22 protein-coding genes are annotated in these 23,116 nt (G+C 70.1%); 9 read left to right on the forward strand and 13 right to left on the reverse strand.

Annotated features, from left to right (window positions below):
* Nucleotides 1-162: 162 nt before the first annotated feature.
* Entirely contained in the window at nt 163-948 is a 786-nt protein-coding gene (locus tag OHA98_RS28005; protein ID WP_266929509.1) for a transglycosylase SLT domain-containing protein, read from the forward strand.
* Between the two features lie 124 nt (nt 949-1,072).
* On the opposite strand, the gene OHA98_RS28010 is transcribed toward OHA98_RS28005, so the two are convergent.
* Complete coding sequence (locus OHA98_RS28010; RefSeq protein ID WP_266929511.1) at nt 1,073-3,625, reverse strand: FHA domain-containing protein; 2,553 nt, start codon at nt 3,623-3,625, stop codon at nt 1,073-1,075.
* A gap of 336 nt (nt 3,626-3,961) precedes the next feature.
* Between OHA98_RS28010 and serB the strand changes: the two genes are divergently transcribed.
* Nucleotides 3,962-5,218: a phosphoserine phosphatase SerB gene (serB, locus tag OHA98_RS28015; protein ID WP_266929513.1), complete on the forward strand. Its 1,257-nt coding sequence runs from the start codon at nt 3,962-3,964 to the stop codon at nt 5,216-5,218.
* A gap of 105 nt (nt 5,219-5,323) precedes the next feature.
* On the opposite strand, the gene OHA98_RS28020 is transcribed toward serB, so the two are convergent.
* From OHA98_RS28020 to OHA98_RS28035, 4 genes are all read right to left on the reverse strand, one after another.
* Nucleotides 5,324-5,842: a histidine phosphatase family protein gene (locus OHA98_RS28020; RefSeq protein WP_266929514.1), complete on the reverse strand. Its 519-nt coding sequence runs from the start codon at nt 5,840-5,842 to the stop codon at nt 5,324-5,326.
* Nucleotides 5,843-5,933: 91 nt separating this feature from the next.
* On the reverse strand, nt 5,934-6,140 hold the full coding sequence (locus OHA98_RS28025) for a hypothetical protein (RefSeq protein ID WP_266929516.1): 207 nt from the start codon (nt 6,138-6,140) through the stop codon (nt 5,934-5,936).
* Nucleotides 6,141-6,365: 225 nt separating this feature from the next.
* Nucleotides 6,366-6,482, reverse strand: coding sequence for an SGM_5486 family transporter-associated protein (locus tag OHA98_RS28030; RefSeq protein WP_266929518.1), 117 nt, complete (start codon nt 6,480-6,482; stop codon nt 6,366-6,368).
* Between the two features lie 17 nt (nt 6,483-6,499).
* Nucleotides 6,500-7,786 (reverse strand): MFS transporter, encoded by a 1,287-nt coding sequence (locus tag OHA98_RS28035; protein WP_266929520.1) that lies wholly within the window; start codon nt 7,784-7,786, stop codon nt 6,500-6,502.
* Nucleotides 7,787-7,907: 121 nt separating this feature from the next.
* Here OHA98_RS28035 and OHA98_RS28040 point away from each other — a divergent pair, with 121 nt between their 5' ends.
* Nucleotides 7,908-8,582 (forward strand): FadR/GntR family transcriptional regulator, encoded by a 675-nt coding sequence (locus OHA98_RS28040; protein WP_266929522.1) that lies wholly within the window; start codon nt 7,908-7,910, stop codon nt 8,580-8,582.
* 59 nt (nt 8,583-8,641) lie between these two features.
* On the opposite strand, the gene OHA98_RS28045 is transcribed toward OHA98_RS28040, so the two are convergent.
* From OHA98_RS28045 to fabG, 3 genes are all read right to left on the reverse strand, one after another.
* Nucleotides 8,642-9,007 (reverse strand): hypothetical protein, encoded by a 366-nt coding sequence (locus OHA98_RS28045; RefSeq protein ID WP_266930954.1) that lies wholly within the window; start codon nt 9,005-9,007, stop codon nt 8,642-8,644.
* Nucleotides 9,008-9,268: 261 nt separating this feature from the next.
* Nucleotides 9,269-10,036 (reverse strand): enoyl-ACP reductase FabI, encoded by a 768-nt coding sequence (fabI, locus tag OHA98_RS28050; protein WP_266929524.1) that lies wholly within the window; start codon nt 10,034-10,036, stop codon nt 9,269-9,271.
* Between the two features lie 5 nt (nt 10,037-10,041).
* Nucleotides 10,042-10,761, reverse strand: coding sequence for a 3-oxoacyl-[acyl-carrier-protein] reductase (gene fabG / locus OHA98_RS28055; RefSeq protein WP_266929526.1), 720 nt, complete (start codon nt 10,759-10,761; stop codon nt 10,042-10,044).
* A gap of 229 nt (nt 10,762-10,990) precedes the next feature.
* Here fabG and OHA98_RS28060 point away from each other — a divergent pair, with 229 nt between their 5' ends.
* From OHA98_RS28060 to tyrS, 3 genes are all read left to right on the forward strand, one after another.
* Nucleotides 10,991-12,514, forward strand: coding sequence for a TldD/PmbA family protein (locus OHA98_RS28060; RefSeq protein WP_266929527.1), 1,524 nt, complete (start codon nt 10,991-10,993; stop codon nt 12,512-12,514).
* A gap of 82 nt (nt 12,515-12,596) precedes the next feature.
* The gene (locus tag OHA98_RS28065) at nt 12,597-13,991 is read left to right on the forward strand and encodes a metallopeptidase TldD-related protein (protein ID WP_266929529.1); all 1,395 of its coding nucleotides are present in this window, start codon (nt 12,597-12,599) and stop codon (nt 13,989-13,991) included.
* 92 nt (nt 13,992-14,083) lie between these two features.
* Nucleotides 14,084-15,352, forward strand: a complete 1,269-nt coding sequence (gene tyrS / locus OHA98_RS28070; RefSeq protein WP_266929531.1) for a tyrosine--tRNA ligase — start codon at nt 14,084-14,086, stop codon at nt 15,350-15,352.
* Nucleotides 15,353-15,473: 121 nt separating this feature from the next.
* Here the strand turns inward: tyrS and OHA98_RS28075 are convergent, their stop codons facing one another.
* Nucleotides 15,474-15,749 carry a GlsB/YeaQ/YmgE family stress response membrane protein gene (locus OHA98_RS28075; RefSeq protein WP_266929533.1) on the reverse strand — a complete coding sequence of 92 codons (276 nt, stop codon included), beginning with the start codon at nt 15,747-15,749 and terminating at the stop codon, nt 15,474-15,476.
* 283 nt (nt 15,750-16,032) lie between these two features.
* Between OHA98_RS28075 and OHA98_RS28080 the strand changes: the two genes are divergently transcribed.
* Both OHA98_RS28080 and OHA98_RS28085 read left to right on the forward strand, forming a co-directional pair.
* A complete protein-coding gene (locus tag OHA98_RS28080) occupies nt 16,033-16,410 on the forward strand; it encodes a DUF3099 domain-containing protein (protein WP_266929535.1) in 378 nt (125 codons plus the stop codon).
* 239 nt (nt 16,411-16,649) lie between these two features.
* Nucleotides 16,650-16,898, forward strand: coding sequence for a hypothetical protein (locus OHA98_RS28085; protein WP_266929537.1), 249 nt, complete (start codon nt 16,650-16,652; stop codon nt 16,896-16,898).
* A gap of 76 nt (nt 16,899-16,974) precedes the next feature.
* Here the strand turns inward: OHA98_RS28085 and moaA are convergent, their stop codons facing one another.
* The 3 genes from moaA to OHA98_RS28100 all read right to left on the reverse strand — a co-directional run bounded on the left by moaA (nt 16,975) and on the right by OHA98_RS28100 (nt 20,156).
* A complete protein-coding gene (moaA, locus tag OHA98_RS28090; protein WP_266929539.1) occupies nt 16,975-17,964 on the reverse strand; it encodes a GTP 3',8-cyclase MoaA in 990 nt (329 codons plus the stop codon).
* Nucleotides 17,965-18,150: 186 nt separating this feature from the next.
* Nucleotides 18,151-19,791 carry a cation acetate symporter gene (locus OHA98_RS28095; protein WP_266929541.1) on the reverse strand — a complete coding sequence of 547 codons (1,641 nt, stop codon included), beginning with the start codon at nt 19,789-19,791 and terminating at the stop codon, nt 18,151-18,153.
* Nucleotides 19,788-20,156: a DUF485 domain-containing protein gene (locus tag OHA98_RS28100; RefSeq protein WP_266929542.1), complete on the reverse strand. Its 369-nt coding sequence runs from the start codon at nt 20,154-20,156 to the stop codon at nt 19,788-19,790. Before OHA98_RS28100 ends, OHA98_RS28095 begins: the two co-directional genes overlap by 4 nt.
* A 304-nt stretch (nt 20,157-20,460) precedes the next feature.
* On the opposite strand from OHA98_RS28100, the gene OHA98_RS28105 reads away from it, so the two are divergent.
* Complete coding sequence (locus OHA98_RS28105) at nt 20,461-21,996, forward strand: S8 family serine peptidase (protein ID WP_266929544.1); 1,536 nt, start codon at nt 20,461-20,463, stop codon at nt 21,994-21,996.
* A 74-nt stretch (nt 21,997-22,070) separates the two neighbouring features.
* Here OHA98_RS28105 and OHA98_RS28110 read toward each other — a convergent pair whose 3' ends face one another.
* Nucleotides 22,071-23,114, reverse strand: a complete 1,044-nt coding sequence (locus OHA98_RS28110; protein WP_266929546.1) for a zinc-dependent alcohol dehydrogenase family protein — start codon at nt 23,112-23,114, stop codon at nt 22,071-22,073.
* Nucleotides 23,115-23,116 lie beyond the last annotated feature (2 nt).

Below are 23,116 nucleotides of genomic sequence, written 5' to 3' on the forward strand. Positions count from 1 at the left end.
CGTACGAGCGGCCACCCGATCCACTAACCGGCTTCGTACGTCACACCTTTGCCACGGATTTTTGCTGGCGCTAAGAATTGCATCTGTCCCCGACGGAGATGCGAAGCCGCTTCCCGTCCCGTCCTCCGTGAGGACACCTGCTATTCGAAGAGGTACGTCTGTATGTCCGCGTCCAGCATTTCCGGCCGTCGCCGCCGTCTGAACAAGGCCCAGAAGCTCTCCGTCGCCGGTGTTTCCGCGCTCGGTGCCGCAGCACTCGTGTTCTCCCTCGTGCCGTCCGACGCCGAGGCCGAGAGCGCCCCCACGACCCTGTCCGCCGCTCCCGTGGCGTTCACCTCGGCGGCCGGTTCCCCGCAGGCCAAGACGGTGCAGGCCAGCATCATCGAACAGCACTCCACCGCCGAGCAGCTGGTGAAGGCCGCCGACGCCGCCAAGGCCGAGGCCGCCGCGGCCAAGGCGAAGGCCGTGGCCGATGTGCAGGCGAAGGCGAAGGCCGAGGCCGCCGCCGCGGCCAAGGCGAAGGCAGCGGCCGACGCCAAGGTGCAGGCAGCCGCGAAGGCCAAGGCCGACGCGAAGAAGCGCTCCGCCGAGGCCGCGAGCCGCTCGGCCGCCCGTACCCCCGTCTTCGCCAACAACCTGGACGGCTGGATCAAGGAAGCCCTCTCCATCATGGATGCCAAGGGCATCCCGGGCTCGTACGACGGGCTGCACCGCAACATCATGCGTGAGTCCACCGGCAACCCGAACGCCATCAACGGCTGGGACATCAACGCCCAGAACGGCGTCCCCTCGATCGGTCTGCTCCAGATCATCAAGCCGACCTTCGACGCGTACCACGTCTCCGGCACCCCGCACAGCCAGTACGACCCGGTCGCCAACATCACCGCCGCGGCCAACTACGCCGCCGACAAGTACGGCTCGATCGACAACGTCAACAGCGCCTACTGAGCCACCTCGCGCGGCGCTCACCCAGCGCGCCCAGGTCTCACGCCGGAGGGCGGCACCCCATGCGGGGTGCCGCCCTCCGGCGTCGTGCGCGCCGTGCGCGCGCCGTACGTGTCGTCCGTGCGCCTTACTTGCGCATGACCTCGGGCTCGTGGCGGCGCAGCAGGCGCGCGACCGCGAAGCCGCAGATGAGACCGAGTGCCACCAGCACCGCGATGTTCATCCCCCACTGGCCGGCCGTGTGCTCCCACAGCGGGTCGAGGTCGGTCGGCTTCTGCGGGTCCCACGGCGGCATGAGGTGCGCCAGGTCGAGCGTCGTACCGGCGGCGGCCATGGCCCAGCGGGACGGCATCAGCCAGGCGAACTGCTCCAGGCCCGGCGACCCGTACACCTGGAAGAGCACGCCGGTGAAGACGACCTGGATGATCGCGAACATGACCAGCAGCGGCATGGTCTTCTCGGAGGTCTTCACCAGCGAGGAGATCACCAGACCGAACATCATCGAGGTGAAGCCGAGCGCGATGATGGACAGGCAGATCTCGACGGCCGGGGGCATGATCAGGCCCTCTTCCGGCAGATCACGGGTGGCGAAGCCGATGCCGCAGATGATGACGCCCTGAAGGGCCGTGATCACACCGAGGACGATCACCTTGGACATCAGGTAAGCGGAACGGGACAGGCCGGTGGCCCGTTCCCGTTCGTAGATGACGCGTTCCTTGATCAGTTCTCGTACGGAGTTGGCCGCGCCGGAGAAGCACATGCCGACCGCGAGGATCAGCATGATCGTCCCGGCCTTTCCGTTGAACCGGGACGGCGGGGTGGGCTCCGCCAGGCCGAATTCCGCCGGAATGACCACACTGACCACACCCAGCACCGCGGGCAGGATCACCATCAGGCCCATGAAGCCCTTGTCGGACGCGATCACCGAGACATAGCGGCGGATCAGCGTCCACAGCTGCGTCATCCAGCCCTGCGGCTTCGGCGGGCGCATCTGCTGCGGCGGCGGCATGTGCACGGACTGGGCGGCGACGGCGTCGATGTCCGCGGCGTACATCTGGTAGTGCTGCGAGCCGCGCCAGCGGCCCGCCCAGTCGTAGTCGCGGTAGTTCTCGAACGCGGAGAAGACATCGGCCCAGCTGGTGTAGCCGAAGAAGTTGAGCGCTTCCTCCGGCGGGCCGAAGTAGGCGACGGAACCGCCCGGCGCCATGACCAGGAGCTTGTCGCAGATCGCCAGCTCGGCCACGGAGTGCGTGACGACCAGGACCGTACGCCCGTCGTCCGCGAGGCCGCGCAGCAGCTGCATGACATCGCGGTCCATGCCCGGGTCGAGACCGGAGGTCGGCTCGTCCAGGAAGATCAGCGAGGGCTTCGTGAGCAGCTCCAGGGCGACCGAGACGCGCTTGCGCTGGCCGCCGGAGAGCGAGGTGATCTTCTTGTCCTTGTGGATGTCGAGCTTGAGCTCGGCGAGGACTTCGAGGATCCGGGCCTGGCGCTCGGCCTCGGTGGTGTCCGCGGGGAAGCGGAGCTTCGCGGCGTACTTGAGCGCCTTGGTGACGGTGAGTTCCTTGTGCAGGATGTCGTCCTGCGGGACCAGACCGATGCGCTGGCGCAGCTCGGCGAACTGCTTGTAGAGATTCCGGTTGTCGTAGAGGACGTCGCCCTGGTTGGCGGGCCGGTAGCCGGTGAGTGCCTTGAGCAGGGTGGACTTGCCGGACCCGGAGGGGCCGATGACCGCGATGAGCGACTTCTCCGGGACGCCGAAGGAGACGTCCTTGAGGATCTGCTTCCCGCCGTCGACCGTCACCGTGAGGTGGCGGGCGGAGAAGGAGACCTCACCGGTGTCGACGAACTCTTCCAGCCGGTCGCCGACCAGGCGGAACGTGGAGTGACCGACACCGACGATGTCGTTCGGGCCGATGAGCGCGGAGCCGGACTTGTTGAGCGGCAGACCGTTGACGTAGGTGCCGTTGTGGGACCCGAGGTCACGGATCTCGAAGCGGCCGTCCGGCGTCGCGTGGAACTCCGCGTGGTGGCGTGAGACCTGGAGGTCGGAGACGACCAGTTCGTTCTCCAGCGCACGGCCGATCCGCATCACCCGGCCGAGGTCCAGCTGGTGGAAGGTGGTCGGGCTGCGGTCGCCGTAGACCGGCGGCGCCCCCGCAGCGCCGCCGTGTCCATGACCGGGTGACTGCGCCGGGACCTGCGGCTGGGCATGGGCCTGCTGCGGCCGGCCCTGCTGCCACGCCTGCTGCTGTTGCTGTTGCTGGGCCGGGGCCTGCTGCCCCGGCCACTGCTGCGGAGCCTGCTGCGCCTGCACGGGGGGCTGCTGGGCTCCCGCCGCCTGGCCCCCGTGGACACCGGCGGCCGCCGGTGCGGCCGCGCCGGTGAGGCTCAGCCGGGGTCCGTCGGTGGCGTTGCCCAGATGCACGACGGAGCCGGGCACGAGCTCCAGCTGATGGATCCGCTGCCCCTGCGCATAGGTGCCGTTGGTGCTGCCGTGGTCCTCGATGAACCAGCTACGTCCCCCCCAGCTGATCGTGGCGTGCCGCCACGACACCCTGGCGTCGTCGATCATCAGGTCGCCCTGCGGATCGCGCCCGAGGGTGTACGACCTGGACGGATCGAGCGTCCAGGTCCTTCCATTCAATTCCAGTACGAGTTCCGGCACTCCGCGCCCCACTAGTTGTCCCCCGAGTTACCCCCGTTGCAGGGAGTCTAGGGATGCTGAACATCGTGGGGAACTATTCCAGGAGCGGTCCCCGATCCGAAAGCCGGGCGGGTGAAGACGGCGCGGAGACCTGCGTGGACGCACTCCGCCCCTGGGAGAAAGGGGCCCGGAGGGGAGAAAGCGCCCAAGGGCGGTCCCCGGGGCGGTGTCCGGAGTGGTGTCCAGGGCGGGTGTCCGGAGTGGTCCCCGTGGTGGCTCCGGGGTGGCCTCCGTACGGAAACGACTTTCCGTCCGGTACGCGGGACGGACCGCCGGGCCCCGCCGCGGGACCGATACGGTGGGAACACCATGAGCGCATCTCAGCCCCCTCAGCCTCCCCACTCCCCTGAGCTGCCCGAATCCCCTCGGGGCAGCGACGAACCCACCCTTCTCGTCAAGATCTTCGGGAAGGACCGCCCCGGTATCACCGCCGGGCTCTTCGACACTCTCGCCGCGTACTCCGTCGATGTCGTGGACATCGAGCAGGTCGTCACCCGTGGCCGTATCGTCCTGTGCGCGCTGGTCACCGCCCCGACCGCCGGCGGTACGAGCGAGGGCGATCTGCGGGCGACCGTGCACAGCTGGGCCGACTCGCTGAGGCTTCAGGCCGAGATCATCTCGGGTATCGGTGACAACCGGCCCCGCGGTGACGGCCGATCCCATGTGACCGTGCTGGGCCACCCGCTCACCGCGGAGTCGACCGCTGCCATAGCGGCCAGGATCACCTCGACCGGCGGCAACATCGACCGTATCTTCCGGCTGGCCAAGTATCCGGTCACCGCCGTCGAGTTCGCGGTGTCCGGCACGGCGACCGAGGAACTGCGGACCGCGCTGGCCACCGAGGCCGCCGAGATCGGCGTGGACATCGCCGTCGTTTCGGCCGGGCTGAGCCGCCGGGCTCAGCGGCTGGTCGTCATGGACGTGGACTCCACGCTCATCCAGGACGAGGTCATCGAGCTGTTCGCGGCGCACGCGGGCTGCGAGGAGCAGGTCGCCGAGGTGACCGAGCAGGCGATGCGCGGGGAACTGGACTTCGAGCAGTCGCTGCACGCCCGGGTCGCGCTCCTCGCCGGCCTCGATGTGTCGGTGGTGGACAAGGTGCGGGCCGAGGTGCGGCTGACGCCCGGGGCCCGCACCCTGATCCGTACGCTGAAGCGGCTCGGATACCAAGTAGGCGTCGTCTCGGGCGGGTTCACCCAGGTCACGGACGACCTCAAGGAGCGTCTGGGCCTCGACTTCGCCTCCGCCAACACCCTGGAGGTCGTGGACGGCAAGCTCACCGGCCGGGTCGTGGGCGACATAGTGGACCGGGCCGGGAAGGCCCGGCTGCTGCGCAGCTTCGCCGAGCAGGCGGGGGTGCCGCTGGCGCAGACCGTGGCGATCGGCGACGGCGCGAACGACCTGGACATGCTGAACACGGCCGGGCTCGGGGTCGCGTTCAACGCGAAGCCGGTGGTCCGCGAGGCCGCCCACACGGCGGTGAACGTGCCGTTCCTGGACACGGTGCTGTATCTGCTCGGCATCACGCGCGAGGAGGTCGAGGCGGCGGACGGTCTCGCCGGCTGACCGGCACCGCCGGGACCCCCGGGACCGTGGAGCGGGAATGAGGAAGGGCCCCGGAGCGCACACGACGCGCTCCGGGGCCCTTCCTCCGTTCGTTCTCGGCCGTGCTCAGTCGTTCGGCGTCCAGTACTCGGTGAGCTTGCCGACGCCGTGCTCCACGGTCTTCCAGGTGCCGGGGAACTCGACCACGGCGTAGGCGGCGGTCGGGAAACCGTCCCTGGTCATCCTGGCCAGGCTGTCCCCGGCCGCGGATCCCGAGAGCGCGTCGGCGGCGCCGTGCATGCCCGGGTTGTGCCCGACGACCAGGAGGTTGCGCACCTCGTCGGGGGTCTCGTTGAACAGGGCGATCAGTTCGCCGAGGGAGGCATCGTAGAGCCGCTCCTCGTACACGGTCCTGGGGCGCTGCGCGAACTCGTGGACCGCCAGCTTCCAGGTTTCCCGCGTCCTGGTGGCGGTCGAGCACAGGGCCAGATCGAAGTCGATGCCGGAGTCGGCGAGCTTTCGGCCGGCCACGGGTGCATCCTTGCGGCCGCGCTCGGCGAGCGGCCGCTCGTGGTCGGACGCTTGCGACCATTCCGCCTTGGCATGCCGGAGAAGAACGATCCTGCGAGGTGTATCGACGCTCATACACCTCAGCTTCGCACGAAATGCGGCCTCTGGCGCAGGGTGTTGACGTACGGGCCGATACGGTCCCGGGGGGCTTCCGCGCCCCGGGCCGTCAGCGGGACAGCACGCTGATCAGGCGCTCGATCAGCTGTCCGATCGCGGGGTCGCCGGACGCCGCCTGGGCCTGTCCGGGATTCACGATCAGCATGAGGAGCGCGGCGAACGCCACGGCGGGCAGGGCGACGGCCCACCAGGGCAGCCGCACCTCGACGCCGGTCGTCGCCGGGGGCCGGGAGCTGGTGGGTGTACGGGCCGGCATGTCCGCCTCCGTGGATCATCGGTTCTGGTACTCAGAACCTACGGATCGCACGGCGCCGGTCCCATCCGGTGACCCACCCACTTCACCCTGACCCTGGCCCCCTAGGGGATGGGGGTGCTGGCCCCACCCCCGGCCACCCCCGGCCGCCGCCGGAGTGCGGCGACCGCGTCGGGGTGGGCCGATCGCGTCGGTGTGAGGCGACGCGATCGGGGTGGGGCGACCGCGTCAGGGTGAGGCGATCGAGGCGATCACTCCGATGACCACCGTCACGAGGAGCATCGCCCCGAGGACGAGGAGGAACTTCTTCTGACCGTTCTGGGGATTCGGATCGAGCACTGGCATGGGGCCAGTCTCGCATCTCAGCATTCGTCCTCGATCGTCCGGTCCCGGCCGGCCAGCACTCCCGCCACCATCTGCGGAATCATCAGCCCCGCCATCAGGGCGATCGGCAGGCCCCAGCCGCCGCTGTGCTGGTAGAGCACGCCGACGAGCAGCGGGCCCGGGATCGAGATGAGGTAGCCGGTGGACTGGGCGAAGGCGGACAGCCTGACCACGCCCGCGCCGGTACGGGACCGCATGCCGATCATGGTGAGGGCGAGCGGGAAGGCGCAGTTGGCGATGCCGAGCAGCACCGCCCAGGCCCAGGCTCCGGCGGCGGGGGCGAGGTAGAGGCCCGCGTAGCCGGCCAGGCCGCAGAAACCGAGGACGACGACGATCGGGCCCTGGTGCTTCATCCGGCCGGCGACCCGGGGGATGACGAAGGCGAGCGGTACGCCCATGGCCATGGTCACCGCGAGCAGGACGCCCGCGGTACCGGCCGAGACCCCGGCGTCCCGGAAGATCTGCGGCATCCAGCCCATGGTGATGTACGCGGCGGTGGCCTGGAGGCCGAAGAAGCAGGCGAGGCCCCACGCGGTGCGGCTGCGGGTGATCCGGAGGGCGGGGGCGGCCTGCTGCCGCCGGTGGGCGGCCTGTCCGGGGGCCTCGCGCCGGTCCCGTACGAGCGGGATCCACACCAGGACCGCGACGGCGGCGAGCACGGCCCAGATCGACAGCCCGGCCTGCCAGTTGCCGCCGAGTCCGTCGGTCAGGGGCACGGTGACCGCCGCGGCGAGCGCGGTGCCCAGGGCCAGGGCCATGGAGTAGAGACCGGTCATGCTGCCGACGCGGTCCGGGAACCAGCGCTTGACGATCACGGGCATCAGGATGTTGCTGACGGCGATGCCCATGAGGGCGAGGGCGCTGGCGGCGAGGAAGCCCGCCGTGCCGCCGATGAAGGGACGGATCACCAGGCCCGCGGTGATCGCGACCATGCCCGCGCAGACGACGGCGCCCGCGCCGAACCGGCGGGCGAGGCGCGGCGCCATGACACCGAAGACCGCGAAGCAGAGTGGTGGTACGGAGGTGAGGACACCGGCGACACTGCCGCTCATGTGCAGTCCGTCGCGCACTTCTTCGAGCAGGGCGCCGAGGCTGGTGATGGCGGGGCGGAGGTTGAGCGCGGCCAGGACGAGCCCGAGGGCGACCAGACGCAGCAGCCATGGGCTGGGCCCGTCGGCGGTCCGGAGGGACCGCGGGGCCGGGGTGGCGGAGGAGCTGCGGGTCTCGGTGGTGTGGCTCAGAGTCCGGATGTCGTCGTCGGGCATGAGGTCATCATAGAATCATGGGATGATTGATTGTCCAATCCTCCGGTGCCGTCCGCCCGCCTGAGAGAATCGGGCCCCGGCTTCACGGACCACGCCTCACGGATCACGAACAAGGAGCAGCATGGCGCTGACGTCTCCACGGCGTTCGGCACTCGCCGACCAGGTGATTGCCCAGCTGAGGAATCAGATCACCTCGGGCGAGTGGCCCGTCGGTGCGCGGATTCCCACCGAACCCGAGCTGGTCGAGCAGCTGGGAGTGGCCCGCAACACCGTCCGCGAGGCGGTGCGCGCCCTGGCGCACAACGGGCTGCTGGACATCCGGCAGGGCTCCGGCACGTATGTGGTCGCCACCAGTGAGCTGGCCGGAGTGATGCACCGCCGGTTCGCCTCGGCCGACCCCCGCCATATCGCCGAGCTGCGTTCGACGCTGGAGTCCTCGGCGGCCCGGCTGGCCGCCGAGCGGCGCACCGAGCGGGATCTGAAGCAGCTGGACACGCTGATGGCGCGGCGTGAGGAGACCTGGGCCGCGGGTGACGCGGAGGCGTTCGTCGCGGCGGACGCGACCCTGCATCTGGCCGTGGTCGCCGCCTCGCACAACGACGTACTGACCGGGCTGTACGCGGATCTGGGCGATGTGCTGCGCGAGTATCTGCGCGACGACGTGGGCCCGGAGCTGCGGCCGGAGAACCACGTGGACCACAGTCGGCTGGTCGAGGCGATCCGGGCCGGGGACGCCGGGACCGCGGCGGCCGAGGCCGCGGGGCACGCGCTGAACTGCCTGGCGGACCGCGTCTAGGGCGTGTGTCGAAGGTCCCGCCTGGCTCGCGACGCCCGGCACGCACGCTCGCCGCGCTGTCAGGCCGGGCCGGGCCGGTGGCTGACCCACGCGGTGGCGACCTCTTTCCAGCAGCGGTCGTCCAGTCGTACGGTCCGCCCCGGCTCCACCGCGACCGCCGCGCCGTCCGCGTCGACGTCCCACCAGCGGGCGCACTCGGTGTGCAGCTGGACCAGGTCGGTGGAGGGGTACGGGTTGTGGCAGTAGGCGACGACCCGGGAGCCGTCGACCGCCGTACGGCACTCGGATCCGGCGGGTTCGGGCACGGGGGCGGCCGGTGCCGGGGGGACGGAGGCCCCGTTGGCGGCGTGGACGCCGACCGGGATCGCCAGTCCGACGGCGGCCAGCGAGGCCGCGAGCAGGACACGGGTCCGGCGCGGTGGCAGGACTCGCCGGGTCCGGCGCGGCACCAGGGGGCGACGGGGTCGGCGACGCGTGGGGCGCACAGCGATCTCCCTCCCGCAGCCTGACAGAAGTCCGGTTCCTCCACATTCTGCGGTGGATCGACCATCTTTTCGACTTGAACGCGGGGGCGCCCTCGCCCGGAACCCGGCGGATACGGCCTTCGGCCGCGTACCGGCCCGGGAATCCGGGTGTTGCGGTACGCGGCCGAAGGCCGTCATCGTTGTGCGCGGGTGGGCCGGGCGTCAGGCACCCATCATGTGCACGCCACCGTCGACGTGGATGATCTCGCCCGTCGTCTTCGGGAAGAAGTCCGAGAGCAGCGCCACGACACCGCGGCCGGCCGGCTCCGGGTCGGACATGTCCCAGGCCAGCGGGGAGCGGTGGTTCCAGACGTCCGCGAGCTCCGAGAAACCGGGGATGGACTTCGCGGCCATCGAGCCGATCGGTCCGGCCGAGATCAGGTTGCAGCGCAGACCGTCCTTGCCCAGGTCACGGGCGAGATAGCGGGAGGTGGCCTCCAGCGCGGCCTTGGCCGGGCCCATCCAGTCGTACTGCGGCCAGGCGTACTGGGCGTCGAAGGTCAGGCCGACGATCGAACCGCCCTCGCTCATCAGCGGCTTGCAGGCCATGGCCAGCGACTTCAGCGAGAACGCCGAGACGTGCATCGCGGTGGCGACCGACTCGAACGGGGTGTTGAGGAAGTTGCCGCCGAGCGCGTCCTGCGGCGCGAAGCCGATGGAGTGGACGACGCCGTCCAGCGAGCCGAGCTCGTCGCGGACCAGACCGGCGAGGCGGTCCAGGTGCTCGGTGTTGGTCACGTCCAGCTCGATGACCTTGGCCGGCTTGGGCAGCTTCTTGGCGATGCGCTCGGTGAGCGTGGGCCGGGGAAAGGCGGTCAGGATGACTTCGGCACCCTGCTCCTGGGCCACCTTCGCGGTGTGGAACGCGATGGACGACTCCATCAGCACCCCGGTGATCAGGATGCGCTTGCCGTCGAGAATTCCGCTCATGGTGATCAGTGACCCATGCCCAATCCGCCGTCAACGGGGATGACGGCTCCAGTGATGTACGACGCGTCGTCGGAGGCGAGGAAGCGCACCGCGGCGGCGATCTCCTCGGGCTGCGCGTAGCGGCCGAGCGGCACCTGGGACACGATGCCCTTGCGCTGCTCCTCGGTGAGCGCCTGGGTCATGTCGGTGTCGACAAAACCGGGGGCGACGACGTTGAAGGTGATGTTCCGCGAACCGAGCTCGCGGGACAGCGACCGGGCGAAACCGACCAGACCGGCCTTGGAGGCGGCGTAGTTCGCCTGGCCCGCCGAGCCCAGGAGGCCGACGACGGAGGAGATCAGGACGACGCGGCCCTTCTTGGCGCGCAGCATGCCGCGGTTGGCGCGCTTGACGACCCGGAAGGTGCCGGTGAGGTTGGTGTCGAGTACGGACGTGAAGTCCTCCTCGGACATCCGCATGAGCAACTGGTCCTTGGTGATACCGGCGTTGGCGACCAGTACCTCGACGGGACCGTGCTTCTCCTCGATCTCCTTGTAGGCCTGCTCCACCTGCTCGGTGTCCGTGATGTCGCAGCGGACCGCGAGGCAGCCCGCCTCGGTGAGGACCTGGGGCGGCTCGCCGGAGCGGTAGGTGATCGCGACCTTGTCGCCGTTGTCGGCGAAAGCGCGGGCGATGGCGAGGCCGATGCCCCGGTTTCCTCCGGTGACGAGAACCGAGCGGCTCAACGGATCACCCTTTCCTTGGCTGTCTGGTACCTCGAAAACCTATCGGTACCACGCACCGATCGAGGAATCGGGCCCTGACAGTGGCTCGTCCGGGGTGCTGTGGGGTTCCTACAGATCGGCCTCCGGGCGGCTCCGCGCCGGGGAGCGGTGCGGGCACCGGCCGATATCCCCGGTGTGGTCACCCTCCGCCGTGGTTCACTGCCGTGGTGTATCGAGAAGGGAATCCCCTGTGCCTCATGAGGTAGATCAGTCGTTCCTGGCCCTGCCGCTGCGCGCCCTCGCCGACGCGGCGCTGGCCCGCGCCCGCGCGCTGGGCTCCGTGCATGCCGACTTCCGGTTCGAGCGGGTGCGCAGCGCGAACTGGCGGCTGCGGGACGCCCGGCCCGCCGGGGCGTCGGACAGTACGGATCTCGGGTACGCGGTCCGGGTCGTGCACGGCGGGGCGTGGGGCTTCGCCTCGGGTGTCGACCTGACGATGGACGCGGCGGCGAAGGTGGCCTCGCAGGCCGTCGCCATGGCGAAGCTGTCGGCGAAGGTGATCGCGGCGGCGGGTTCGGACGAGCGTGTGGAGCTGGCGGACGAGCCGGTGCACGGCGAGCGGACCTGGGTCTCGGCGTACGACGTCGACCCCTTCTCCGTACCGGACGAGGAGAAGGCGGGGCTGCTCGCGGAGTGGAGCAGCCGGCTCCTCGGCGCGGAGGGGGTCGCGCATGTCGACGCGTCCCTGATGACCGTCCACGAGAACAAGTTCTACGCGGACACGGCCGGCACCGTCACCACCCAGCAGCGGGTGCGGCTGCACCCCCAGTTCACGGCGGTCGCGGTGGACGGGACGACGGGCGAGTTCGACTCGATGCGGACGATCGCCCCACCGGTGGGCCGGGGCTGGGAGTACCTCACCGGGACCGGCTGGGACTGGGACGCGGAGCTGGAGCGGATCCCGGGGCTGCTGGCCGAGAAGATGCGGGCGCCCAGCGTCGAATCGGGGACGTACGACCTGGTCGTCGACCCGTCGAACCTCTGGCTGACCATCCACGAGTCGATCGGCCACGCCACCGAGCTGGACCGGGCGCTGGGGTACGAGGCGGCGTACGCCGGGACCTCGTTCGCCACGTTCGACCAGCTGGGCAAGCTGGCGTACGGCTCCCCCGTGATGAATGTGACGGGCGACCGTACCGCCGAGCACGGGCTCGCGACCATCGGGTACGACGACGAGGGCGTCGAGGCCCAGTCCTGGGACCTGGTCAAGGACGGCACGCTGGTGGGCTACCAGCTGGACCGGCGGATCGCGAAGCTGACGGGGCTCGGCCGTTCCAACGGCTGCGCGTACGCGGACTCGCCGGGCCACGTCCCCGTACAGCGCATGGCGAATGTGTCGCTGGCGCCGGATCCCGGCGGGCTGTCCACCGAGGACCTGATCGGCGGGGTGGAGCGCGGGATCTATGTGGTCGGCGACCGGTCCTGGTCGATCGACATGCAGCGCTACAACTTCCAGTTCACCGGGCAGCGCTTCTTCCGGATCGAGAACGGCAGGCTGGCCGGACAGCTGCGCGACGTGGCCTACCAGGCGACGACCACCGACTTCTGGGGCTCGATGGAGAAGGTCGGCGGCCCGCAGACGTACGTCCTGGGCGGCGCGTTCAACTGCGGCAAGGCCCAGCCGGGTCAGGTCGCGGCCGTCTCGCACGGCTGCCCCTCCGCCCTCTTCCGGGGCGTGAACATCCTCAACACGACGCAGGAGGCCGGACGATGAGCGTTCACCACGGAACCGGCCGGGGGCCCGGGGGTCGCCCCCCGGAGCAGCACAGTCTCAACACGACGCAGGAGGCCGGACGATGAGCCGCGTCAGCAAGCCGTACGAGATCGTCGAGCGGGCCCTCGGGCTGTCCACCGCCGACGGATGTGTCGTCATCGCGGACGAGAACTCCTCCGCCAACCTGCGCTGGGCCGGCAACGCGCTGACCACGAACGGCGTGACCCGGGGACGCACCCTGACCGTCATCGCGACGGTCGACGGGGCCGAGGGGACGGCCTCCGGTGTCGTGTCCCGGTCCGCCGTCACCGCGGACGACCTGGAGCCGCTCGTACGCGCCGCCGAGGCCGCCGCACGCGGGGCCGGTCCGGCCGAGGACGCGCGGCCGCTGGTCTCCGGTGTGCCCTCCTCGCCCGATTTCACGGACGCGCCGGCCGAGACGGGCTCGGAGGTCTTCGCCGACTTCGCCCCGGCGCTCGGCGACGCCTTCGCCCGCGCCCGGTCGGGCGGCCGGGAGCTGTACGGGTTCGCCAACCACGAGCTGACCTCGACGTACGTCGGTACGTCTACGGGGCTGCGGCTGCGCCACGACCAGCCGAACGGCACGCTGGAGCTGAACGCCAAGTCCCCCGACCGGACCAGGTCGGCCTGGGCGGGCCGGGCGACGCGGGACTTCAAGGACGTCGACCCGGCGGCCCTGGACGCGGAACTGGCGCAGCGGCTCCGCTGGGCGGAGCGCCGTATCGAGCTGCCCGCCGGGCGGTACGAGACGCTGCTGCCGCCGACCGCCGTGGCCGACCTGCTGATCTACCAGCTCTGGTCGTCCACGGCGCGGGACGCCGCCGAGGGCCGCACGGTCTTCTCCAAGCCGGGCGGCGGGACCCGGCTCGGCGAGACACTGTCGCCGCTGCCGCTGACCCTGCGCAGCGACCCGTACGCGTCGGGCCTGGAGGCGGCGCCGTTCGTGATCGCGCACTCCTCCGGGGACAGCGGCTCGGTCTTCGACAACGGGCTGCCGCTGGCGCCGACGGACTGGGTGAAGGACGGCCGGCTGGAGCGGCTGACGACCACCCGGCACACCGCGGGCCTGACCGGGCAGCCGGTCGCCCCGGCCATCGACAACCTGCTGCTCGACGGCGGCGGTGAGCGGTCGCTGGAGGAGATGGTGGCCGCGACGACCGGGCGGGCCCTGCTGCTGACCTGCCTCTGGTACATCCGGGAGGTCGACCCGGCGACGCTGCTGCTGACCGGGCTGACCAGGGACGGGGTGTATCTGGTGGAGGATGGCGAGGTGATCGGCGAGGTGAACAACTTCCGGTTCAACGAGTCGCCCGTCGATCTGCTGTCCCGGGCGTCCGAGGCGGGGCGCACCGAGAAGACGCTGCCGCGCGAGTGGGGCGACTGGTTCACCCGGGCGGCCATGCCGGCGCTGCGCATCCCGGACTTCAATATGAGCTCGGTCAGTCCGGGCGTGTGAGCCGCCCGAGGGCCGTCCCGTCAGCACTGACGGGACGGCGCTCTAGACTGGCGGGTGCACCACCATCCATACATGTAGGGAGACACGGGACCGTGACGGACATCGTCGACGAGCTGAAGTGGCGCGGGCTGTTCGCCCAGTCCACTGACGAGGACGCATTGCGCAAGGCTCTCGCGGACGGTCCCCTCACCTACTATTGCGGCTTCGACCCCACGGCGGCGAGCCTGCACGTCGGCCATCTCGTGCAGGTGCTCACGATGCGCCGGCTCCAGCAGGCCGGTCACCGTCCGATCGCCCTGATGGGCGGGGCCACCGGTCAGATCGGTGACCCCCGGCCCACCGCCGAGCGCACGCTGAACGACCCGGAGACCATCGCCCGGTGGGTGCAGGAGCTGCGGCAGCAGATCCAGCCGTTCCTCGCGTTCGAGGGCCCGAACGCCGCCACGATGGTGAACAACCTGGACTGGACCGCGGGGATGTCCGCGATCGAGTTCCTGCGGGACATCGGCAAGCACTTCCGGGTCAACAAGATGCTCGCCAAGGACTCGGTCGCCCGTCGGCTGGAGTCGCAGGAGGGCATCAGCTACACGGAGTTCAGCTACCAGCTGCTCCAGGGCATGGACTTCCTGGAGCTGTACCGGCGCCACGGCTGTGCCCTCCAGCAGGGCGGCAGCGACCAGTGGGGCAACCTCACCGCGGGCATCGACCTGATCCACCGCCTGGAGCCGGGTGCCACCGTGCACGCGCTGGCCACGCCGCTGATGGTCAAGGCGGACGGCACCAAGTTCGGCAAGTCCGAGAGCGGTACCGTCTGGCTCGACCCGGAGATGACGACGCCGTACGCGTTCTACCAGTTCTGGCTGAACGTGGACGACCGGGACATCTCCCGGTACATGCGCATCCTCAGCTTCCGCAGCCGCGAGGAGCTCGAAGAGCTGGAGCGGCTGACCGAGGAGCGGCCGCAGGCCCGTTCGGCACAGCGCGCGCTGGCCGAGGAGCTGACCACCCTGGTGCACGGCGAGGGTCAGTGCGCGGCGGTCATCGCGGCGTCGAAGGCGCTGTTCGGCCAGGGTGAGCTGGGCGATCTGGACGCGGCGACACTGAGCGCGGCCCTCTCCGAGGTGCCGCACGCCCGGGTGACCGAGCTGGGCCCGGTGGTGGACCTCCTGGTGGAGGTCGGCCTGGCGCCGAGCAAGTCGGGGGCCCGCCGTACGGTCAAGGAGGGCGGGGCCTACGTGAACAACGTCAAGGTCACGGACGGCGAGAGCGCCCCGGCCCACGAGGAACTGCTGCACGGGCGCTGGCTGGTGCTGCGCCGGGGCAAGAAGAACCTGGCCGCCGTCGAGGTCACGGGCGGCTGATCCCGTACGGCACGCGCACGGCACCGCGGCCGGTACACGCCTCTCGCGTGTACCGGCCGCGGTGCTGTCGGGCGCGGTGCTGTCGGGCGCGGTACCGGTCGCCGTCGCCGGCCCGTGCGGGTCAGGTCTTCTGTCTGTTGCCCCGGACCGACGCCCAGAGCATGTCCCCGACTCCGACGACGGCCACGGCGCCGATCAGCTGGAGGACGTGGCGCGTCCAGTCGATGCCCTTGGTGTCATTGACACCGATCCAGGTCGCCACGGCATTGCCGAGGATGCTGCCGAGGATGCCGAAGACAGTCGTCAGCCAGAGCGGGATGTTCTGCTTGCCCGGGAGGATCGCCTTGGCGATCAGACCGAGCACCAGACCCACGATGATTGCCCACAACCAGCTCATTTCGCCTCCTCGTGCGGCGCGGTGTGCGCGTCCGCCCAGTCTCGGCCGCTCTCCGGTACGGCGCATTCCGGAAAGGCCCGAACGGGGAGAGCGGTACGGGGCGGGGTTCGGGGCGGCCGCACGGGGCGGCGGGCGGACGCACGGGGCGGCGGGCGGACGCACGGGGCGGCGGGGCGGCCGCGGGCCATATGGCTCGCCCCGGTCTCGTGCCCGACGGGTGCCCGGCGTACCGTGGACGCGGCCCGGTCCGGGAGAGACCGGCACAGCGATCTGGCGGTGGAACATGATGCGGAAGCAGCACGGTGCGGAGGTCTTCCGGATCACGGGGGCACGTCAGGGACTGGCCGACGATGTGCGCGGCAGACAGCGGCGCTATGTGATCTCCATGTCCGTGCGCACCGTGTCGGTGGTGCTGGCGGCGGTGCTGTGGAACGTCGAGCGGCATGTCGCGATCGTGGGTCTCGCCCTGGGGGTTCTGCTGCCGTACGTCGCGGTGGTCATCGCCAACGCGGGCCGGGAGAACGCCCCTTCGCTGCCGTCGACCTTCGTACCGGCGCCCCTGCGGCCCACCGTCGAGGCGGCTCCGGCGGCCGGTGCGACGGAATCCGGCGGTCCGGACGGGGTGGCCGGCGATACGCGGCATCCGCACGAGCACAGTTGAGCCCGTAAGTCCCGCGAAGCTCAGGAAATCCTCAGATCAATCATGACGTTCCGGTGCACCGCACCCTGGTCCCCATGACATACTTTGTAGGCGCTCCGCATCCCCCGTCGGAGCGACGGACCGACGCCGGGCAGCTCCCCCCGTGGCTGCTCGGCGTCGCCCTTTCTCCGGCGGGGATGCGTCAGAAGACGCTCCATGGACCTGAATATGCGGTCGAGTGGGGCCGTTAGGGTTGATCCGTGAACTTCCTCCGGACTTCCGCCGAAAGCGCCGCCGGTGCACCGATCTGTTCCGCCAAGGGCTGCCGCTCCGCCGCGGTGTGGGTGCTCGCCTGGAACAACCCCAAGCTGCACACCCCCGAGCGCCGCAAGACCTGGCTGGCCTGCGACGAGCACCGGGAGCATCTGTCCTCGTTCCTCGGTCTGCGGGGGTTCCTGAAGGACGTCGTCACGCTGGAGGAGTGGGAGTCCTCGGCCACGGATCAGTGAGCGCTGAGCACTGAAGCACCCAAGCAGTGAAACGGTGAGAGCTGAGCACCGGCACAGCGGCCACCCGGTGCCGTCCTCAGCCGCCGATCGCCGACATCGGACGGTCGGGCTGGAGGAAGGACGGGTCGTCGAGTCCCGAGCCGGCCTTCTTGCCCCACATCGCGAGCTCCCAGAGCCGGACGATCTCCTCGTCCGGTGCCCCCGAGCGCAGGGCGCCGCGCAGATCGGTCTCCTCGCGGGCGAAGAGACAGGTGCGGACCTGGCCGTCGGCGGTGAGCCGGGTGCGGTCGCAGGCCCGGCAGAACGGGCGGGTCACGGAGGCGATCACGCCGACGCGGTGCGGGCCGCCGTCCACGGTCCAGCGCTCGGCGGGGGCGGAGCCGCGGGCGTCCGCCTCCTCGGCGGTGAGGGTGAAGCGCGTACGCAGCGAGGCGAGGATGTCACCTGCGGTGATCATGCCGTCGCGCTTCCAGCCGTGCTGGGCGTCCAGCGGCATCTGCTCGATGAAGCGGAGCTCGTACCCGTTGCCGACGGCCCAGGCGAGCAGGTCGGGGGCCTCGTCGTCGTTGAGTCCGGGCATCAGGACGGAATTGACCTTGACCGGGGTGAGTCCGGCCTCGCGGGCGGCGTCGAGACCGTCCAGGACGTCCTGGTGCCGGGCGCGGCGGGTGAGCGTCTTGAAGACATCGGGGCGCAGGGTGTCCAGTGAGACGTTCACCCGGTCGAGTCCGGCGGCCTTCAGGGCGGCGGCGGTCCGCTTGAGTCCGATGCCGTTGGTCGTGAGCGACATACGGGGACGCGGGGTGAGCGCGGCGCACTGCTCGACGATGGAGACGAGGCCGGGGCGCAGCAGCGGCTCGCCGCCGGTGAAGCGCACTTCGGTGATGCCCAGCGCGGTGACGGCGATGCGGATCAGCCGGACGATCTCGTCGTCGGAGAGCAGCTCGCTTCTGCCCAGCCACTGCAGGCCCTCTTCGGGCATGCAGTAGGTGCAGCGGAGATTGCACTTGTCGGTCAGTGAGACGCGCAGGTCGGTGGCGACCCTGTCGTAGGTGTCGATGAGCACTGTGGGCCCCCTCCCCCGGTGGTGTGCGCGGTTGCGGTTTCTGACTCTTCCGAGAGTACGTGAGACCTGTGACATCGACAGGGCCCGATTGGCACGAGGCGCGGCGCGGCCGCGTCGTAGGACTCTACGACGCGGCCGTGTCCGGACAGTGGCCGATGGGCCGGAAGGTCCGGTGAATTTCCGCTCTCAGTGGGCTCCGACGCCGGTGAGGGACTTGACCTCCAGTTCGGCGTACTTGCCCTTGTCGGGCTCCTCCTTGGAGATCAGCGAGCCGATCCAGCCGAGCAGGAAGCCCAGCGGGATGGAGATCAGGCCGGGGTTCTCCAGCGGGAACCAGGCGAAGTCGACGCCGGGGAACATGGAGGAGGGCTTCGAGGAGACGACCGGCGAGAACAGCACCAGCAGGACGGACGAGGCGAGACCCCCGTAGATGGACCAGAGGGCGCCCTGGGTGGTGAAGCGCTTCCAGAACAGGCTGTACAGGATCGTCGGCAGGTTGGCCGACGCGGCGACCGCGAAGGCCAGGGCGACGAGTCCGGCCACGTTCAGGTCACGGGCCATGGCGCCGAGGGCGATGGAGACGATGCCGATGGCTACGGTGGCCCACTTCGCGGCGCGGACCTCCTCCTTCTCGGTGGCCTTCCCCTTGCGGATGACATTGGCGTAGATGTCGTGGGCGAACGACGACGAGGAGGCCAGGGTCAGTCCGGCGACGACGGCGAGGATGGTCGCGAAGGCGACGGCGGAGATCACGGCGAGCAGGATGGCCCCGCCCGTGGATCCGGAGCCGCCGCCGATCTCCAGTGCGGCGAGCGGGGCCGCGGTGTTCCCGGCCTTGTTCGAGGCGATGATGTCGCCGGGCTTGAGCAGGGCGGCGGCGCCGAAGCCGAGCACGATCGTCATCAGGTAGAAGGCGCCGATGATGCCGATCGCCCAGTTGACGGACTTACGGGCGGCCTTCGCGGTGGGGACCGTGTAGAAGCGGATCAGGATGTGCGGCAGGCCCGCCGTACCGAGGACCAGGGCGATGCCGAGCGAGAGGAAGTCCAGCTTCGAGGTGCCGGTGGCGCCGTACTTGAGGCCGGGTTCCAGGAACGCCGAGCCCTTGCCGCTGTTGCTCGCGGCCGTGCCGAGCAGGTCGGAGATGTTGAAGTTGAACTTCAGCAGGATCAGGAAGGTGATGAGCAGGGTGCCCGCGATCAGCAGGACGGCCTTGACCATCTGCACCCAGGTGGTGCCCTTCATACCGCCGATGGTGACGTACACGATCATGAGCAGGCCGACCAGGGCGACGATGGCGATCTTCCCGCCGTCACTGGTGATGCCCAGCAGCAGCGAGACGAGCACACCGGCGCCGGCCATCTGTGCCAGCAGGTAGAAGATCGAGACGACGATGGTGGAGGCGCCGGCGGCGGTCCGGACGGGGCGCTGGCGCATGCGGTACGCGAGGACGTCGCCCATCGTGTAGCGGCCGGAGTTGCGCAGCGGTTCCGCGACCAGGAGCAGGGCGACGAGCCAGGCGACGAGGAAGCCGATGGAATACAGGAAGCCGTCGTAGCCGAAGAGCGCGATGGCGCCCGCGATACCGAGGAAGGACGCGGCGGACATGTAGTCGCCGGAGACCGCGAGGCCGTTCTGGAATCCGGTGAACTGCCGCCCGCCCGCGTAGAAGTCGGCGGCGCTCTTGGTCTGGCGGCCCGCCCACACCGTGATGAAGAGGGTGGCGACGACGAAGACGGCGAACAGGGTGATGATCAGCGTCCGGTGTTCGCTCGCCCCTTCGGCGGCGAGCTGGACGGTGGGGTACGCGACGTGGGCGGCGCTCATGCGTCGGCCTCCATACGGGACTTGATCGCTTCGGCCTTCGGGTCGAGACTGCGGGCGGCGTGGCGGGAGTACAGCCAGGCGATGAGGAACGTGGTGGCGAACTGGGCGAGCCCGAAGACGAGTGCCATGTTGATGTTTCCGACGACCTTGGTGCTCATGAAGCCGCCCGCGTAGTTGCAGAGCAGCACGTAGAGCAGGTACCAGGTGACGAAGGCGATGGTCAGCGGGAAGGCGAACGAGCGGTGTGCCCGGCGCAGTTCGGAGAACTCCGCGCCGTCCTGCACCGCGACGAACGCCTCGGTCGTGGGCTGGGCAGGGCTGTCGTCGTCCGTACTGCCCTTGGGCGGCGGTGCATCGGTAGCCACGGAATCTCCTCGCGACGCGGGTGCGGTGGTGGGGGTAACGGTGGTTTTCACAGGGGGAACCTCGGTCCTGGGGACGATGGAGCGACTCCCCTGACAACGGCACGGAGTGGACGACGAAGCGGTTCACCGCCGCTTTCGCCTTCTCCCGCTCGCCCGTTCGCACCACACCGGCCGGAACACTCTTCGAACTCACTTACCCATATGCATTGATGTCCCGGGATGATCAGCGATAACTTCACTCGTCATGTACTCGACCGAACACGCCAGGTGTCCGGTCGACTGGCACGGATGATGTGGAGAACCCATGGCTCATCTGGCATCCAGACGGACCCGCGCACTCGCGCTGCCCGTCGGACTAGCGCTCACGGCCTCGATCGGCTTCCTCCCCGCTGCGACGGCCACGGCCGCTCCCACGGGCGAGGTGTCGGCGGCCGTCCCGGCGGACGGGCCCAAGCTGTCGTATGTCGTCAACACCAAGGGCGGTCACGGCACCGTCAAGCAGGTGAAGAAGGCGATAGCCAAGGCCGGTGGCACGATCGTGATCGCCTACGAGCAGATAGGCGTCATAGTCGTCCACTCGCAGAACCCCGACTTCGGCAACACCATCCGGCGGGCCCGGGGCGTCGAGTCGGCCGGTGCGACCCGTACCAACCCGATCGTGCCGCAGGCCACGAAGGACGTCGGCGCGGTCGCGCAGCCGCTCACCGCGGCGCAGGCGGCGGCCGCCGCCGGAAAGGCGACCGCCGGGCAGGACCCGCTGGAGCCCCTCCAGTGGGATCTGCCCGCGATCAAGGCGGACAAGGCGCACGAGAAGTCGCTCGGCTCCAAGCGCGTGACCGTCGCCGTGATCGACACGGGTGTCGACGACACGCACCCGGACCTGGCCCCGAACTTCGACCGCGCGGCCTCGGCCAACTGTGTCTCCGGTGCGCCGGACACCACCGCCGGATCCTGGCGTCCGGCGGCGGGCGAGAGCGACCACGGCACGCATGTGGCGGGCACCATAGCCGCGGCGAAGAACGGCGTCGGTGTGACCGGTGTCGCGCCGGGCGTGAAGGTCTCCGGCATCAAGGTGTCGAACCCGGGCGGCTTCTTCTACGCCGAGTCCGTCGTCTGCGGCTTCGTCTGGGCCGCCGAGCACGGTGTCGAGGTGACCAACAACAGCTACTACACCGACCCGTGGCTGTTCAACTGCAAGAACGACCCGGACCAGGGCGCCCTGGTCGAGGCGGTCGGCCGCGCTTCCAAGTACGCCGAGCGCCGCGGAACCGTCAACGTCGCCGCGGCCGGCAACTCCAAGCACGACCTCGCCGCCGACGAGATCGAGGACGTGACCAGCCCGAACGACACGGAGACGGTCACCCGCACGATCAACCCGCGCGAGTGCCTGGACATTCCGACGATGCTGCCGGGGGTCGTGACGGTCTCCGCCACCGGCGCCAAGGGCCTCAAGTCCTCGTACTCCAACTACGGCCGCGGGATCATCGACGTGGCCGCCCCGGGTGGCGACTCGACGGTCTACCAGGCCCCGGAACCGCCGGCCACCAACGGACTGATCCTGTCCACGCTGCCGGGCGGCAAGTTCGGCTACAAGGCCGGTACGTCCATGGCCTCCCCGCATGTCGCGGGCGTCGTGGCGCTGATCAGGTCGACGCACCCGTACGCCTCTCCGGCCCAGGTGAAGCGACTGCTGACGCAGCAGGCCGACGCCACCGCGTGCGGTGCGCCGTACGACTACAACGGTGACGGCACCATCGACGCGGTCTGCGAGGGCGGCAAGCAGTACAACGGCTTCTACGGAGCCGGAATCGTGGACGCGCTGGACGCGGTCCGCCGCTGACATCGCGTAGGACAGGGAGGGGCCGGAAGCAGGTGCTTCCGGCCCCTCCCGCTGTCGCGTGAACGGTCTTACGCCTACGGCTTGATGAGCACCTTCAGCGCCGTCCGCGTGTCCATCGCCTTGTAGCCGCCGGGTACGTCGTCCAGACCGACGGTCATGTCGAAGACGGGCGACGGGTCGATCGTGCCGTCCAGTACATCGGGCAGCAGCTCCGGTATGTACGCCCTGACGGGGGCGACGCCACCGCGCAGCGCGATGTTCCGGCCGAACATGACACCGAGGTCCAGGCCGGTGCCGCTGCCGTGCGGGACACCGACGTAGCCGATGGAACCGCCGTCGCGGACGATGCCGATGGCGGTGCGCATGGACTGCTCGGTGCCGACCGCCTCGATCACGCAGTGGGCGCCTTCGCCCCCGGTCAGCTCGTGCACGGCGGCGAGGGCCGCTTCGCCGCGTTCGGCGACCACGTCCGTGGCACCGAAGGTGCGGGCGATGTCGGTACGGGCCGGATGCCGGCCCAGCGCGATGATCCGTCCGGCACCGAGCCGCTTGGCGGCCATGACCCCGCACAGGCCGACCGCGCCGTCACCGACGACCGCGACGGTGGCACCGGGCCGCACACCCGCGCCGACGGCGGCGTGGTGGCCCGTGCCCAGTACGTCGGAGAGGGCGAGGAGCGCGGTGAGCAGCCGGTCGTCGGACGCGGCGGCGGCCGGGAGCTTGACCAGGGTGCCATCGGCGAACGGAACACGGACGGCCTCGCCCTGTCCGCCGTCGGAACCCGGGGAGCCCCAGAACCCGCCCTGCGGACAGGAGGTGGTGAGGCCCTCCGCGCAGTAGGCGCAGGTGCCGTCGGACCAGACGAACGGGGCGACGACGAGGTCACCGACGGCGAAGCCGTTGACCCCGGATCCCGCCTCCTCCACGACGCCGAGGAACTCGTGGCCGATGCGCTGGCCGGGCTGCCGGGCGGACTCACCGCGGTACGCCCACAGGTCGCTGCCGCAGACACAGGCCCGCAGGACCCGCAGCACCACATCGGTGGGCTGCTGAATCGTCGGGTCCGGCACCTCCTGCACCCGTATGTCGTGGGGGGCGTGGATCACGGTGGCGCGCATGC

Origin of the sequence: Streptomyces sp. NBC_00654, from assembly GCF_026341775.1 — a bacterium.
Classification (GTDB): Bacteria; Actinomycetota; Actinomycetes; order Streptomycetales; family Streptomycetaceae; genus Streptomyces.

Coding starts and splice junctions, on each gene's coding strand:
- OHA98_RS28035 (WP_266929520.1), bottom strand. CDS start 7,786: ATGCCCGACGACGACATCCGGACTCTGAGCCACACCACCGAGACCCGC.
- OHA98_RS28040 (WP_266929522.1), top strand. CDS start 7,908: ATGGCGCTGACGTCTCCACGGCGTTCGGCACTCGCCGACCAGGTGATT.
- OHA98_RS28025 (WP_266929516.1), bottom strand. CDS start 6,140: ATGCCGGCCCGTACACCCACCAGCTCCCGGCCCCCGGCGACGACCGGC.
- OHA98_RS28065 (WP_266929529.1), top strand. CDS start 12,597: ATGAGCCGCGTCAGCAAGCCGTACGAGATCGTCGAGCGGGCCCTCGGG.
- OHA98_RS28030 (WP_266929518.1), bottom strand. CDS start 6,482: ATGCCAGTGCTCGATCCGAATCCCCAGAACGGTCAGAAGAAGTTCCTC.
- OHA98_RS28095 (WP_266929541.1), bottom strand. CDS start 19,791: ATGAGCGCCGCCCACGTCGCGTACCCCACCGTCCAGCTCGCCGCCGAA.
- OHA98_RS28075 (WP_266929533.1), bottom strand. CDS start 15,749: ATGAGCTGGTTGTGGGCAATCATCGTGGGTCTGGTGCTCGGTCTGATC.
- OHA98_RS28080 (WP_266929535.1), top strand. CDS start 16,033: ATGATGCGGAAGCAGCACGGTGCGGAGGTCTTCCGGATCACGGGGGCA.
- OHA98_RS28005 (WP_266929509.1), top strand. CDS start 163: ATGTCCGCGTCCAGCATTTCCGGCCGTCGCCGCCGTCTGAACAAGGCC.
- OHA98_RS28110 (WP_266929546.1), bottom strand. CDS start 23,114: ATGCGCGCCACCGTGATCCACGCCCCCCACGACATACGGGTGCAGGAG.
- OHA98_RS28020 (WP_266929514.1), bottom strand. CDS start 5,842: ATGAGCGTCGATACACCTCGCAGGATCGTTCTTCTCCGGCATGCCAAG.
- fabI (WP_266929524.1), bottom strand. CDS start 10,036: ATGAGCGGAATTCTCGACGGCAAGCGCATCCTGATCACCGGGGTGCTG.
- serB (WP_266929513.1), top strand. CDS start 3,962: ATGAGCGCATCTCAGCCCCCTCAGCCTCCCCACTCCCCTGAGCTGCCC.
- OHA98_RS28105 (WP_266929544.1), top strand. CDS start 20,461: ATGGCTCATCTGGCATCCAGACGGACCCGCGCACTCGCGCTGCCCGTC.